This window comes from Mesorhizobium sp. BHbdii, assembly GCF_053848045.1.
Genome location: NZ_JBSPKX010000001.1, coordinates 2,202,851 through 2,215,541, shown reverse-complemented (window position 1 = coordinate 2,215,541; position 12,691 = coordinate 2,202,851). Strand labels below are relative to the sequence as shown.

The following is a 12,691-nucleotide window of genomic DNA, read 5'->3' as shown; positions in this document are numbered from 1 at the left end:
ACGTGGTCGCCTACGCTGCCGAGGCCCTTTTCCAATCGAAGAACAGCTCTTCGCGGAAAGCGAAGCGTTTGATGTGGTCGGCGACAACCGTTTCCAGGCGGTCCAGCGAGCCGGCTTCGTCAGCGGTTACCGCGATATGCAGCGTTCCCGCATCGGCATCCAGAACCGCACGACCCAGTGAGAGATCGATTGTCCCGTGGTTCGGATCGAACTCGACGGGAAACTTGTGCGCCCAATGCTTGCAAAGCTGCTGCAGATACCGGCTCGCATGTTCGGTGGCGACATCGACATGGCTGGTCGGCATGAATGGATTCTCTCCGATAATGTGACTGGTTACCAGCTTCCGGTATTCGGCATCGAGGCCCAGGGCTCCGCCTTGGCCTTGGCCGGGCCTTTCTGCAAAAGCTCGATCGAAATGCCGTCCGGCGACTTGACGAAGGCCATGTTGCCGTCGCGCGGCGGCCGATTGATGGTGACACCCTTGTCCATCAGCTGCTGGCAGGTGGCGTAGATGTCGTCGACCTCGTAGGCGAGGTGGCCAAAATTGCGGCCGCCCTTGTAGTCTTCCGGATCCCAATTGTAGGTGAGCTCGATCAGCGGCGCCTTGTCGGCGATGCCGCTTTGCTCGTCTTCGGGCGCGGCGAGGAAGATCAGCGTGTAGCGCCCCTGTCCGTTTTCGTGGCGCCGCACTTCCTTGAGGCCAAGCTTGTTGCAGTAGAAATCGAGCGAGACATCGATGTCTGCGACACGGACCATGGTGTGAAGATAGCGCATGTGATTTCCTCGAAACGTTTGCGTTGCGGCGGAACATAGGGGCCACCCGGCCAAAGGGCAATTCCCGATAACCGGTCGTGCCGGCAAACAACAAATCCGGTATTCCTGCAATGAACCGTGAAAAAAGGCAGCTCAGGTCTTGCACACACCGGAAGCGGCAGTGTTAATCTAACTCAAGAATCAGTTGCGGTATTCTTGGAAAAAGGGGGGCGTTCTTATGGGGGAAAAAGCCTCTTTCATGGGGCGGGACGGAACCGGTCACGACGCCTTGCAAAGAGGCGAGAGCGGCGACGCTGCCGATCTTGTCGAGGTTTCGGGCGCCATCAAATGGTTCGACGTGGCCAAGGGCTACGGTTTCATTCTTCCCGATGACGGCTCTTCCGGCGATATTCTCCTACATGTGACATGTCTTCGAAAGGACGGTTTCCAGACCGCCTTGGAAGGTGCGCGCGTCGTCTGCCTGGTCAAGCAAGGTGAGCGCGGATTGCAGGCGTTCCGCGTGCTCTCCATGGATCTCACCACGGCGACCCATCCGGCGGAGATGCAGGAGCAGCGCACCCACGTCTCGGTGACGCCGGAAAGCGGCCTCGAACGGGCGCTGGTGAAATGGTTCAACCGCACCAAGGGGTTCGGTTTCCTGACCCGAGGCGAGGGCACTGAGGACATTTTCGTCCACATGGAGACCCTGCGCCGTTACGGCATTACCGAGCTCCGGCCCGGGCAGGTTGTGCTGGTCCGCTTCGGGCGCGGCGACAAAGGCCTTATGGCTGCCGAAATTCACCCGGATATGGGTACCTTGCCCGTCTCGCACTAAGGTCCCATCCCGATCGAATCGGGATGCAACCTGGTGCTTTCTGCTTGACCATGATCTTTTTCGAACCGTAGGTTCGGGATCATGGTCTAGGACGATGGCCGAGGATTCTGAATGACTTACAGGAACTGGCTGACAACGGGCGTAGTCTGCGCCGCGATCGCTTTTGTCATCGCCACAGGCGCTTTCTTCCATTCGCAGCAACCGGCTTCGGCAGGCGGCCGGGCGATGATTCTTGCCGTCGACCCGCAGCCGCTGGTCGCTGTGACGAAAGCCGGCGAACGCTCTTTCTCCGTCGAAATCGCCGACACCTCCGCCGAGCGCCAAGCCGGCCTGATGTTTCGCGAGGAGATGGCCGACGATCATGGCATGCTGTTCGTGTTCGAGGAGCCTCGGGATGTGAGCTTCTGGATGAAGAACACGCCGATGCCGCTCGACCTGATCTTTGTCGGTCAGGACGGCAGGATCCGGGCAATCAAGCAAGGCGAGCCGCAATCCGAGGCGATGATCTCGCCTGGCGAGCCGGTTCGCTTCGTGCTCGAGCTCAAGGCGGGCACCGCCGCCAGGAGCGGCATCGCGGACGGCGATTTGTTGCGCCACCCGGCAATCGGCACTGCGCACAACTGAACGCGCAGGATCCGGCGCAGATGCAGTTTTTCTCCCATGACGGTTTTGATCTTGCTTTCCTCGACCGCCAGCCGGCCTCGGGGCAGGGCGATCCGGTGCTCATGATCCATGGCTTTGCCTCGACCCATTACGTCAACTGGGTGTCGCCCGGCTGGTTCAATGCGCTTAACGATGCCGGCTACCGCGCCATCGCCTTCGACAATCGCGGCCATGGCGCATCGTCGAAGAGCTATGAAGAGGCCGATTATACCCCCGCAAAAATGGCTTCCGACGGGGCAGCGTTGCTGACCCATCTCGGCATCGAACGCGCCCATGTTATGGGCTATTCGATGGGCGCGCGGATATCGGCCTTCCTGGCGCTTTCCGACCCGGACAAGGTGGCGACGCTGGTCTTCGGCGGTCTCGGCGTCGGCATGGTCGACGGCGTCGGCGACTGGGATCCGATCGCCGCCGCCCTTCTGGCCGACGATCCTGATGCCACCAGCCATCCGCGCGGCCGCTCGTTTCGCGCCTTCGCCGACCAGACACGCAGTGACCGCCGGGCGCTGGCCGCCTGCATTGCCACCTCGCGGGAATTGCTGGCCGAGGCCGACATTGGGCGCATTGCCCAGCCGACGTTGATTGCCGTCGGCACCAAGGACGATATCGGCGGTTCGCCCGACGAACTGGCCGCCTTGATGCCGAACGCCAGGGCCTTTCACATCGAGGGCCGCGACCACATGTTGGCCGTCGGCGACAAAACCTTCAAGCAGCGGGTGCTGGAGTTCTATGCCGAAAATCCGCTGTGAGTGCATCGATGCGCAGCGTATGGATGCTTATAACTACGCGCGTTTGGATTCAGCTTAGCCCGAGCGCTTTGAGCGAACGCGCCATGTTTTGCCGAGCCTGAACCTCGAACCGCTGCCGGAATTCCTCGGTGTGGAAGATGCGAGGGCGGGCGAGGAAACTCTCCAGAACAGCACTGCGGCCGGCACGCCACATCGACTCCTCCACCCAGCCATATTCGCGGCGAACCGCTTGCTCATAGGCATCGAATGCATCAGGCGTCGCACCCAGGATCGCCAGGTCCATATCGAGGAACAGCGCTGCGTCGCGGACGGCATTCTCGTCGTCAAAGTGCGGCAATTCATGCGTGGCGGTGGCGATGATCATCGCTGTGATGCGGTCCAGGCGCTCCGTATCCGTGCGGCCGGCGAGTTTTTTCTCGGCAAGGGCGGCACTCCTCGCCTCATTGTCCTTGGCTCGGCTGTCATAGATGGCATCGTGGAACCAGATCGCCGCCTCGACCGCCTCGGGATCGTGCAGGCATGCCTGATAGTGGCCGGCGAGCGCCAGCATCGCCTCGATATGCGCAAGGCTGTGATAGTGGCGGCCTTCGGCTCGGTAGAGCGCGGAAAGCTTGTGCTTCAGCGGCTCGTCGATCAAGGGTTCGTCTTCCATGGCCGCTTGAATTTCCGTGAACCAAATCCATTTGACAAAGCACTAAGGAAAATTGAGTTCAACCGTGCTATGATCTGGCTTATAGAGCATGTCGCGCAAAGTGCGCAGCGGTTTTGGGACAACGACATGCTCAAAAGAGGCACTTAATGCGCATCGCCTGAATCACTTCGATCGCGATTCGCATTATGCGGCCGGAGAATAGGCAAGTCGCCAAGCCGGAGACATTAGATGGTCGGAGATCATTGATGAACAGTGTAACGATTGCCCGCCCGACCATGGTGAAGCCGATCGACCCGATCTGGCGCTCGATTCGCGATGAAGCGATGGAGGCGGTCAACCGCGATCCGCTGCTGGCGGCGTTCCTCTATTCGACCATCCTCAACCAAGAAAGCCTCGAGGAAGCGGTCATTCATCGGCTGGCCGAGCGGCTCGCTCATCAGGATATCGGTTCCGATCTCATCCGCCAGACATTCAAGGCGATGGCAGCCGACGACATGGACTGGTCGTCGACGGTGCGTGTCGACATCCAGGCCTATTACGATCGCGATCCGGCCTGCGACCGCTTCATCATGCCGGTGCTCTATTTCAAGGGCTTTCATGCCATCCAGACCCACCGGCTGGCACATTGGCTGTGGAACCAGGGCCGCCAGGATTTCGCTCTCTACCTGCAGAGCCGGTCGTCCTCGGTGTTCCAGACCGACATCAATCCGGCCGCCCGCATCGGCAAGGGCATCTTCCTCGACCACGCCACCGGCCTCGTCGTCGGCCAGACGGCGGTGATCGAGGACGACGTGTCGATCCTGCACGGGGTGACGCTGGGCGGCACCGGCAAGGCCGGCGGCGACCGCCATCCAAAAATCCGCTACGGCGTGCTGATCGGCGCCGGCGCCAAGATCCTCGGCAACATCGAAGTCGGCCATTGCTCGAAGATCGCGGCAGGCTCGGTAGTGCTGTCGCCGGTGCCGCACAACAAGACGGTTGCCGGCGTGCCGGCCCGCGTCGTCGGTGAGACCGGCTGCGACCAGCCTTCGCGGCAGATGGACCAGCTTTTGCCGTCGCAGTCGATGGACCACGTCGTCAGCTTCGATATCTGATTTCAAGTCCGCGGGGCGGGCAACGGAACTCCGTTTGCCGCCTCTGCCGCCTGTCGGTTCTCGCATATCCGGTCGGCTTGCCTTTACATCGCCATTGTCGACGTGGCAGAAGCGCGCTCAAACGAGCAGACCGACGATCGGAGAAGACTTTTGAAGCCGGACGAAATCAGAAAGCTGGACGCCTATTTCAAGCGCGTCTTCCAGAACCCCAAGCTTGAAGTGAAGGCGCGGCCGCGCAAGGACGATTCGGCCGAGGTCTATGTCGGCGACGAATTCCTCGGCATCGTCTTCAAGGACGAGGACGACGGCGACTATAATTTCTCGATGGCGATCCTCGACATCGATCTGGCCTGAGCCGGGATTCGCGGTTCCCGGCAGGCTCCGTTATCCCTGGCGGAGAAGGGGCACCAATCTCCGCCGTTTGCGATTTGCCCCCAAAGCGCGTCGCATAATCCTCTCGGACACAACGCGTTAGCGACCGGTCTTCAGCATACGCGCGGCCTCGGCGGCGAGGGCTGCGTCGAGCGCCTGCCAGTCCCCCAGAAATTCCATGGGAAAGCGGTAGGTGAGGCTGAGACTGTCGCCGACCAGAATGTCGCGTTCGCAGGGCGCCAGCGACTGCGCAGCACTCGGGCCGCTCAGGCAGCGGGCCACGAACGGGTCCTTGCCCCGGCGATTGGCGACCGCCAGCACCTCGTTGAAATAACCTGATTTTTCGGTGAAGCCGTAGAGCGTGGTGCCGCCCGGGCCCGGCGTGCCGGGCTGGACGATCAGTGCGCTGTAGATCGGCGCGAAGCGGCCGCTCATCTCACGCGACATTATCTGCCGTTCGAACGATAGGAAAATGATGTCCTTGCTTGATCCGGTATGGTTGAAATCGTTGCGGGCGGCTTCGCTGTAGCCGTCCATCTCGGGATAGCGCAGATAGAGGTCGAGCCGCGAGGCGATGCCGTCGCGCCGGGCCTGGTCGAAGCGGATGACATTGGCCGGCACGGCGATGACGTTGTTGCCGATCACCACCTCGTGGATTGTCGTGTCGTCGGTGTATCCGGCCATGGCGATCGAGCGGCCGAACCATTTGCCGCCAAGGCTGATCGTCACCGAAAGCATTGCCAGCGCCGCGAACACGTAGAACACCCGCTTCATCAGCTTGGAATCGACGACGGTAAGTTGCGGACCGTTGGCGGTGGCTGCCTGTTTCATCGCGATCCCCAATTTTCGGCCGCCTGTCCCAAGATGTCCTTAGGCGGCACACGTGGCGCGGCACGGGTCTTGCAGCGGCGCCTGTCGAACACGACTGTGCGATTTCATGGTAAATGGAAGGTAAAGATGGGTCCGGTCGAACACACACTCTTTGCTTTTATGGTTGGGCTGACGGCGTGCGGCCTAGCGGGATCGGTGATGGAGCTGATCTCAGGCCGCCGGCTTGCCTTCGTCGAGCCCTATGTGTCGCCGGCGCATGTGCTGCGCTCGCTCGCCGCGACGGCCTGCGCCGGACCCTTGATGTTCGCCAACGAAGCCCTCGACGCCTGGCGGCAAGGCCGCCTTTCCGCTCCGGCGCTGATCACCTGCGGTTGCACCGCGACGGTCTGGGCATTGGCGTTGGGCGTCGTGCTGATCGACATTGCATCCGTTGCGGGCATGCTCCTAGGTTCGGCTGACTTTTCAGTGTGAGACGAATCGGGAGATCGAAATGCCGCTCTACGCGATCGACGCAAAAGCCCCCGTTTTCGAGGACGCGGACAGCAACTGGATCGCGCCCGACGCCACCCTGATCGGCGACGTACAGATTGGCCGCAATGCAGGCTTCTGGTTCGGCGTCGTCATTCGCGGCGACAACGAGCCGATCATCATCGGCGCCGATACCAATGTGCAGGAACACACGGTCATGCACACCGATGCCGGTTTTCCCCTGACCATCGGGCAAGGCTGCACGATTGGCCATCGCGCCTTGCTGCATGGTTGCACGATCGGCGACAACAGCCTGATCGGCATGGGCGCCATCGTGCTGAACGGCGCGAAAATCGGCAAGAACTCGCTGGTCGGCGCCGGCGCCCTGGTCACCGAAGGCAAGGAATTCCCCGACAATTCACTGATCATCGGCTCGCCCGCGCATTTGGTGCGAGCGCTGGACGATGCCGCGGTCTCAAGGCTGCGCGCTTCGGCCGCGCACTACGTCGCCAACGGCAAACGCTTTAAAGCGGGACTGATGAAGGCCTGAGGCCAGCCTTGCTCAAACCTTCGGCTATGGTTTCACCTGCATCGTCCCCCAACTCAGAGTCCATTGGAGCCGCGCCTGGTCATCGCATCGCGCAGCAACGAAGCGCCGGCTTCAAAACCGGCATTGTCAGCGTCCTCAAGGGCTGTCGTATAGTCGTCGATGCGGGTTTCGAGCGATGAGTGGGCGCCCGCCGCCAACAGCAGGCGGATGGCATCGATGCTACGGATGGCGACTGCATAGTAAAGGGGTGTCCAGTCGTTTACGCCCCGCATGTTGGGGTCTGCGCCCCCATCGATCAGGAGTCGGACGATTTCCAGTCTGTCAGCCCGGTCGGTGGACAGTGCCGCGATGATTGCCGGAAAACCGCTGTGGTGGTGATAGTTCGGGTCCGAGCCCGCATCCAGTAAGATCGAGATGAAAGCGGCGGGGCTCAATAGATCGCATACTCCAGTGGATGCCCAAGGCCGAGTTCAAAGGGCATCTGCTCGTCGAACCAGCCGGGTGAGCCGCCGAGGGCCACACCGGCCCTCGAAGTCGCCCGCCTTGAACGCGTCGTCGATGGCCTTGAACAGGCCGTGGCGCTCGCATCGATCTTCCGGGATTTCCAACATCGCAGCGATCCGGAGGTTGAACGGCTGCCATATTGCTCCCATCCGCAGTTGCCTGAAAGCTTCATGCGGTGGCGATTGGAGCAGTTCTTGCGGCTGCGTTTGCTAGAATCTCATCCCGCTTCAGTCTCTTAGCTGCCGACAATCCAGCCCGCGCGTTTGGTGCGAGTTCGACTATGCAGCGGTTGCAGGCTGCCGGCAGCTGATCCTTTGCGCAGCGGTACGCCGAATTTACCGCATCGACGTCAAATTCGTGATCAGACCTGCCTTAATGTCGAACGCGGGTCGATGGGCCTCCGGATGACCGATGTCGTTCAGCTGATCGGGCGTCAAGTCGGCTAGCGCCCTGCCTTCTGCAACGGTCCGTCGCCATCCCATGATGGCGGCGATCATTATTGCTACACTTTTCCTGCTAGTTCCAAACAAGTGTCTTTTCGACGCGCTGCGGTCGGCGCGAGTTTCCGTATGAGGCATTTCTAGTCTCCCAATTCGAGATTTGCGGCTGGGAGCGTGCCACGCGGGTGTTTTCGGGCTGTTCGGCTGAGCGTGAAAAAAACGGAAATGTCCGACGAGCTGCCGTTAAATCGGTGTTAAATCCAATTACCGAAATGCTATTCTGCCGCGGCGGTCAAAGTCTGGAGACCATCTGTGCGCATCAGGTTGCTTGGCGGCCTCGAGGTTACTTCCCTGGAGCGCCGGCCCGTCCGCTTCGCCACGCGCAAGACTTCGCTGCTTTTTGCTGCCCTGGTCCTTGCGGGCCGCCGCGGCCATCGTCGCGAGCAGCTTTCCGAAGCCTTTTGGCCGGGACGAAGCAATGGCCAGGCGCGCAACAGTTTGCGGCAAGCACTGGTCGACATCCGGCGCTCGTTCCCGACCAGCAAAGATGCCGCCGTCTACATCGACGGGGATCACGAAGCCATCGCGCTGATTACCGGCCCGGATGAAGCGGACATTTCGATCTTCGACCGGAAACTGGAGGAGGGCCGGGCGACCGATCTCGCCTTCGCCGCCGACCTCTACCGCGGTGGGGTGCTCGCAGGGGAAGCCATTCCTGAGGAACTGGATGAGTGGTTTGGACCCTATCTGAACAGGTATCAGCGCAAGGCGCTGCAGTTGGTGGATCGGCTGAGCCTCGCGCTGCCCATACCCGGCTCTGCTGAAGAGACAGCCTGCGAAGGGCTGGCAGAGAGATTGCTCGCCTCAGATCCTACCGCCGAGGCCGCCCATCGGGCGCTGATCCGGATCCACGCGCATCGCGGTCACCAAAACGCGGCCTTGCGCCAGTTCGAGCTTTGTCGAACTGCCCTGAAGAAGCAGCTGGATGCGGAGCCGGAGGCGCAGACAAGCTCACTGGCGGCTTCTCTGCAGTCCCGCGAACGAACTGGACATCAGCGGCCGGGGCCAAGCTCTGGCGTCGCGGCGCCGGCGCAAATGGGGGCAGTCCTAGCGAGACACGACGACCAGCCATCAATTGCAGTGCTGCCATTCCAGAATCTAAGCGGTGATCTCGAGCAGGAATATTTTGCCGACGGTATGGTGGAAGACATCGTCACCGCCCTGGCTCACTTCCGCCACCTGTTCGTAGTCGCACGGAATTCGAGCTTTGCCTACAAGGGGCGGTCCATAGACATAAAGCAGGTCGGGCGTGAACTGGGCGTGCGCTATGTGGTCGAGGGAAGTGTGCGCCGGGCGAGTGACCGCCTGCGCATCGCCGGACAGCTCATCGACACCTCGACGGGGGCCTATCTCTGGGCCGATCGTTTTGACGGAACGCTCGCCGAGGTGTTCGATCTGCAGGACCAGGTCGCCTCGAGCATAGTCGGCGCAATCACACCGAAGGTGGAGGAGGCTGAGATCGACCGTGCCAAACGCAAGCCGACAGAAAGCCTCGACGCTTATGACTACTACCTCCGCGGGCTCGCAGTCTTTGACCGAACGGTCAACGATCAAGCGGCTATCGACGAAGCGTTGCAACTGTTCAAGGCAGCGATCGCCCGTGACCCGGAGTTTGCCGCAGCTTACGCGCGGGCTGCGCGATGCTACGCCACTCGAAAGAGCAATGGCTGGATGGTCGATCGCGCGGAAGAGGTCGCAGAAGCCGTCCGGTTGGCCAGGCGAGCGGTCGAACTCGGCAGGGACGATGCGATTGCACTTTCCCATGGTGGATACGTCCTTGGTTATGTTGGGGGCGAACTCAAGAACAGTGCGGTCTGCATCGATCGCGCGCTCGTTCTCAATCCGAATTTAGCGGCTGCCTGGGGCCTAAGCAGCTGGGTGAGAGCCTGCTTTGGTGAGCCGGACAGAGCCGTCGAACACGCTGCGGGCGCCATGCGCCTGAGCCCGCTGGATCCGCGTCTGTTCGCCTGGCAGTTCTGCACGGGGCTCGCTCACTTCTGTGCTGGCCGCTACGATGACGCTGTCGAATGGGCAGAAAGCTCGTTGCGATCCCAGCCGAACTACGCAAGCGCCATGCGCGTTGCGGCCGTAGGTCATGCCCTGGCGGAGCGGCTTTTGGAAGCGCAGCAAATGATGGCCCGGCTGTGCGCGTTCGATCCCTCGCTGCGGCTTTCGAATCTCGCCGAGGTGCTGCCGCCGTTTCATCGACCGGACGATCGCAGCAGATATATCGAGGGCCTTCGCAAGGCGGGCCTGCCGGACTAAGGCCCGTCTCTCATGAAATGGTGGAGCCGGCCCGGGGACGGGGCCGGCTCCTAAAACCCGGTCGTTGGGGACGGGGAGGGTGGGGCTCGACCGGGTTTTCTCCTAAAGCGCTGCGCGTTCAAATGATGCGACGCGCTTAATCTCTGTTTTATGCATGTCGCTATCCCAAAACCGCTGCGCACTTTTGGGCGACATGCATTGGCGTCCTTAGCGGACGCTGGCGACCGCGTCGGAGCGGCCGTCGTTGATCATTACCCAAGCGCCCGAATTCTGGCTCGATTGGCGCTTCAGGTAGGTGTAGTCGGTAGCAGTCCAGGACAGCACCCTGGTTTCCAGATTGTCGAGGATGAACTCTCCGAGGCTGGTGCGCACGGTCAGCACCGCGTGGCCGTCTCCGTTCGGCTGGCGCGCAACCGTCATCAGCAGGTCGCCGGCCGGAACGCCGATGTTCATCAACGCGCGGCGCTTTTCCAGCGCATAGTCCTCGCAATCGCCGAAGCCGCTGTTGGGATAGGACCAGACTTCTTCTTTGCCCCACAGTTCCATATCGGTGCGTGGCGCGATCTTGCTGTTGACCGAATTGTTGATGCTCACGATCTTCGCCCACAGCTTGCGGGTCAGCTCGATCGGCGCCTGCTTCGGCGTCCGCTGATTGCATTCCTGCGGAATCTTCTGACAGAACTCGTAATGGCCGACCGGCTGTGTGGTACGGCTGCCGGTGTGCATGAAGGCAGGTCCCGCTGCATACGCCGTTCCCCAGGCAGTAAGCTGCATCGCCATTGCCAAGAGCAACAGCTTGCCCCTCGTCTTCTTCATCGTCCAGTCTCCCCGTTTGAGGAGACAATGACACGATCGGATTTATTCGACGCAAAGGCTCGAAGTAGACATTAAGTAAAACGCCTATAGAATAAACATAAAATTTGAATCATTCCAGTACAAAATTGTTGGGGCGTTCTCGCGGAGCTGTATCGGCCGGCGCGGCGCCTTGGCGCGGCATCGGGGCAACAAAAAACCGGCCGAAATGGGCCGGTTCGATTGCGGAAACCGTGTTGGTTGTCAGGTGCCGGATGCGTTGAATTCGGAATCGAGTGTTTCGGGCCGCTGGATGACCGCGAACTCGATGGCGACGCCGTCCTCGAAATGGCGCACCACCTGGCCGCGCATCGTGCCGAGCATGACCTGGATGCCGATTGCCGGCTTGACGTCGATCTCGACCGCGGCGCCCGAAAGGGACAGGTCGATGATGCGGCACTGGTACTGGCGCCCATCACTGAGCTGAAGCACGGTGGTCGGATTGCGCGGCGCCACGCGTTCGTGACGACGATCTTCCGGCAGATCAAGCTCGTGCTTGTTGGCGAGCCAGGTCAACTGCGCGGCAAGCTTGTCCTTCTTGCGTTCCGAGGCGATGACCGTCATCGCGAAACCATCCTGCAGGATGCGGGTGACGACGCCTTCGATGCGACCAATGTGATCGATATAGGCGATGACTTTCTCGCCCGGCATGCCGATGCGCTCGGTGCGAAGCGCTACATTGCCCGGCGACATATCGACCACCTGGCACGGATGTTCGGTGCGATCCTCCAGCATGAAGCGTCCGTAGATTTTCACGCGAACGCGCTGAAAGTTACGCCTTTCAGCTCGGGACGGCGCGGTGTCGACCGCCGCTGACCTCATGACTGCCTACACCCCGTCTGGCATTCCGCGCGTTGATGCGAGGAACTTCGTCAGAAAGCTACAGCGAAGCGGGTTAACAAAGGGGAAAGCCTGACACCGCTACTTTAGGGTTTTAGATTATTACCCGCGCCCGCCGTCGAACACGACCAGATGGCGGATGCGGCGCGCCTGGCCGAGCGCCGAAATCGTCTGGGGCGGATCGAGTTCCGACGGGACAAGCGAGGGAACGTCGATGGCCGGCCGGTTCTTGGCGAATATCGGTTCCTTCTCCGGATCGACGATGCGGATCGAATCGATCAGGGCGTCGGCGATCGGGTCCGCGCCCAGCCAGAAGGGCTTTTCAGCAGCGCTTATCACGCCGAGGCAGCGCGGATTTTCGACGCCGCCGTCGAGCGGGAGGGCGAGCAGCTCGAACTTGCTGGAACGGTCGGTGCGGCTGAAACCTTCATAGGTGATGAGCAATACGGATTTCTGATCGAAGACGCCGTGGATCAGTTTCGAGATAAGCCGCTGGTCCTTCTCCCCCCATAGAGAGGGGAAGGAAAACCCCTTGAGTTCACGGCCATAGACCGCGCAAAGCCTGGTGCCGGCGAGCCGGAATACCGCTTCGCCGCGCGTATCCTTTTCCAGGATGAATGTGTCGGCCAGCAGCGACTTGATGTCGGCTGGCTCGACTTCCGAACGCTTCGGGGCAGGGCGCCCGTCACGCAGCCGGTTCCAATAATGGAACAGCCTGATCGATCCGTTCTGGTTCATGTTATGCTGCTCCGCGCAATCTGTC

18 protein-coding genes are annotated in these 12,691 nt (G+C 61.1%); 8 read left to right on the top strand and 10 right to left on the bottom strand.

All coding sequences use genetic code 11. From position 1 onward, the window contains the following. Nucleotides 1-10: 10 nt before the first annotated feature. The gene (locus ACWTU8_RS10790) at nucleotides 11-304 is read right to left on the bottom strand and encodes a DUF2218 domain-containing protein (protein ID WP_455848060.1); all 294 of its coding nucleotides are present in this window, start codon (nucleotides 302-304) and stop codon (nucleotides 11-13) included. A 29-nt stretch (nucleotides 305-333) separates the two neighbouring features. After that, complete coding sequence (gene gloA, locus ACWTU8_RS10785; RefSeq protein ID WP_455848059.1) at nucleotides 334-774, bottom strand: lactoylglutathione lyase; 441 nt, start codon at nucleotides 772-774, stop codon at nucleotides 334-336. A gap of 217 nt (nucleotides 775-991) precedes the next feature. Here gloA and ACWTU8_RS10780 point away from each other — a divergent pair, with 217 nt between their 5' ends. The 3 genes from ACWTU8_RS10780 (at nucleotide 992) to ACWTU8_RS10770 (ending at nucleotide 3,000) form a co-directional block, all read left to right on the top strand. Beyond that, a complete protein-coding gene (locus ACWTU8_RS10780; RefSeq protein WP_455848058.1) occupies nucleotides 992-1,588 on the top strand; it encodes a cold-shock protein in 597 nt (198 codons plus the stop codon). A gap of 111 nt (nucleotides 1,589-1,699) precedes the next feature. Continuing rightward, entirely contained in the window at nucleotides 1,700-2,212 is a 513-nt protein-coding gene (locus ACWTU8_RS10775) for a DUF192 domain-containing protein (protein ID WP_455848057.1), read from the top strand. A gap of 20 nt (nucleotides 2,213-2,232) precedes the next feature. Continuing rightward, the gene (locus ACWTU8_RS10770) at nucleotides 2,233-3,000 is read left to right on the top strand and encodes an alpha/beta fold hydrolase (RefSeq protein ID WP_455848056.1); all 768 of its coding nucleotides are present in this window, start codon (nucleotides 2,233-2,235) and stop codon (nucleotides 2,998-3,000) included. A gap of 49 nt (nucleotides 3,001-3,049) precedes the next feature. On the opposite strand, the gene ACWTU8_RS10765 is transcribed toward ACWTU8_RS10770, so the two are convergent. Continuing rightward, entirely contained in the window at nucleotides 3,050-3,652 is a 603-nt protein-coding gene (locus tag ACWTU8_RS10765; protein ID WP_455848055.1) for an HD domain-containing protein, read from the bottom strand. Between the two features lie 245 nt (nucleotides 3,653-3,897). On the opposite strand from ACWTU8_RS10765, the gene cysE reads away from it, so the two are divergent. Then, entirely contained in the window at nucleotides 3,898-4,746 is an 849-nt protein-coding gene (gene cysE, locus ACWTU8_RS10760) for a serine O-acetyltransferase (protein WP_455848054.1), read from the top strand. Nucleotides 4,747-4,896: 150 nt separating this feature from the next. Beyond that, complete coding sequence (locus tag ACWTU8_RS10755; RefSeq protein ID WP_013531334.1) at nucleotides 4,897-5,100, top strand: DUF3126 family protein; 204 nt, start codon at nucleotides 4,897-4,899, stop codon at nucleotides 5,098-5,100. Nucleotides 5,101-5,217: 117 nt separating this feature from the next. Here ACWTU8_RS10755 and ACWTU8_RS10750 read toward each other — a convergent pair whose 3' ends face one another. Then, nucleotides 5,218-5,949: a hypothetical protein gene (locus ACWTU8_RS10750; RefSeq protein ID WP_455848053.1), complete on the bottom strand. Its 732-nt coding sequence runs from the start codon at nucleotides 5,947-5,949 to the stop codon at nucleotides 5,218-5,220. A gap of 33 nt (nucleotides 5,950-5,982) precedes the next feature. Here ACWTU8_RS10750 and ACWTU8_RS10745 point away from each other — a divergent pair, with 33 nt between their 5' ends. Then, nucleotides 5,983-6,420 carry a DUF6949 family protein gene (locus tag ACWTU8_RS10745; protein ID WP_455848052.1) on the top strand — a complete coding sequence of 146 codons (438 nt, stop codon included), beginning with the start codon at nucleotides 5,983-5,985 and terminating at the stop codon, nucleotides 6,418-6,420. 19 nt (nucleotides 6,421-6,439) lie between these two features. Continuing rightward, nucleotides 6,440-6,967: a gamma carbonic anhydrase family protein gene (locus ACWTU8_RS10740; protein WP_455848051.1), complete on the top strand. Its 528-nt coding sequence runs from the start codon at nucleotides 6,440-6,442 to the stop codon at nucleotides 6,965-6,967. 53 nt (nucleotides 6,968-7,020) lie between these two features. On the opposite strand, the gene ACWTU8_RS10735 is transcribed toward ACWTU8_RS10740, so the two are convergent. The 3 genes from ACWTU8_RS10735 to ACWTU8_RS10725 all read right to left on the bottom strand — a co-directional run bounded on the left by ACWTU8_RS10735 (nucleotide 7,021) and on the right by ACWTU8_RS10725 (nucleotide 7,968). Beyond that, a complete protein-coding gene (locus ACWTU8_RS10735) occupies nucleotides 7,021-7,401 on the bottom strand; it encodes an ankyrin repeat domain-containing protein (protein ID WP_455848050.1) in 381 nt (126 codons plus the stop codon). Between the two features lie 36 nt (nucleotides 7,402-7,437). Next, on the bottom strand, nucleotides 7,438-7,578 hold the full coding sequence (locus ACWTU8_RS10730) for a hypothetical protein (protein ID WP_455848049.1): 141 nt from the start codon (nucleotides 7,576-7,578) through the stop codon (nucleotides 7,438-7,440). Nucleotides 7,579-7,806: 228 nt separating this feature from the next. Beyond that, complete coding sequence (locus ACWTU8_RS10725; protein WP_455848048.1) at nucleotides 7,807-7,968, bottom strand: hypothetical protein; 162 nt, start codon at nucleotides 7,966-7,968, stop codon at nucleotides 7,807-7,809. 255 nt (nucleotides 7,969-8,223) lie between these two features. Between ACWTU8_RS10725 and ACWTU8_RS10720 the strand changes: the two genes are divergently transcribed. Then, on the top strand, nucleotides 8,224-10,236 hold the full coding sequence (locus tag ACWTU8_RS10720; RefSeq protein ID WP_455848047.1) for a BTAD domain-containing putative transcriptional regulator: 2,013 nt from the start codon (nucleotides 8,224-8,226) through the stop codon (nucleotides 10,234-10,236). A 207-nt stretch (nucleotides 10,237-10,443) separates the two neighbouring features. Here the strand turns inward: ACWTU8_RS10720 and ACWTU8_RS10715 are convergent, their stop codons facing one another. The 3 genes from ACWTU8_RS10715 to ACWTU8_RS10705 form a co-directional block, all read right to left on the bottom strand. Next, the gene (locus ACWTU8_RS10715; RefSeq protein WP_029353790.1) at nucleotides 10,444-11,052 is read right to left on the bottom strand and encodes a transglutaminase-like cysteine peptidase; all 609 of its coding nucleotides are present in this window, start codon (nucleotides 11,050-11,052) and stop codon (nucleotides 10,444-10,446) included. 240 nt (nucleotides 11,053-11,292) lie between these two features. Beyond that, complete coding sequence (locus tag ACWTU8_RS10710) at nucleotides 11,293-11,910, bottom strand: PilZ domain-containing protein (RefSeq protein ID WP_455838268.1); 618 nt, start codon at nucleotides 11,908-11,910, stop codon at nucleotides 11,293-11,295. A gap of 120 nt (nucleotides 11,911-12,030) precedes the next feature. Further along, nucleotides 12,031-12,666, bottom strand: a complete 636-nt coding sequence (locus tag ACWTU8_RS10705; protein ID WP_455848046.1) for a PAS domain-containing protein — start codon at nucleotides 12,664-12,666, stop codon at nucleotides 12,031-12,033. Between the last annotated feature and the right edge of the window lie 25 nt (nucleotides 12,667-12,691).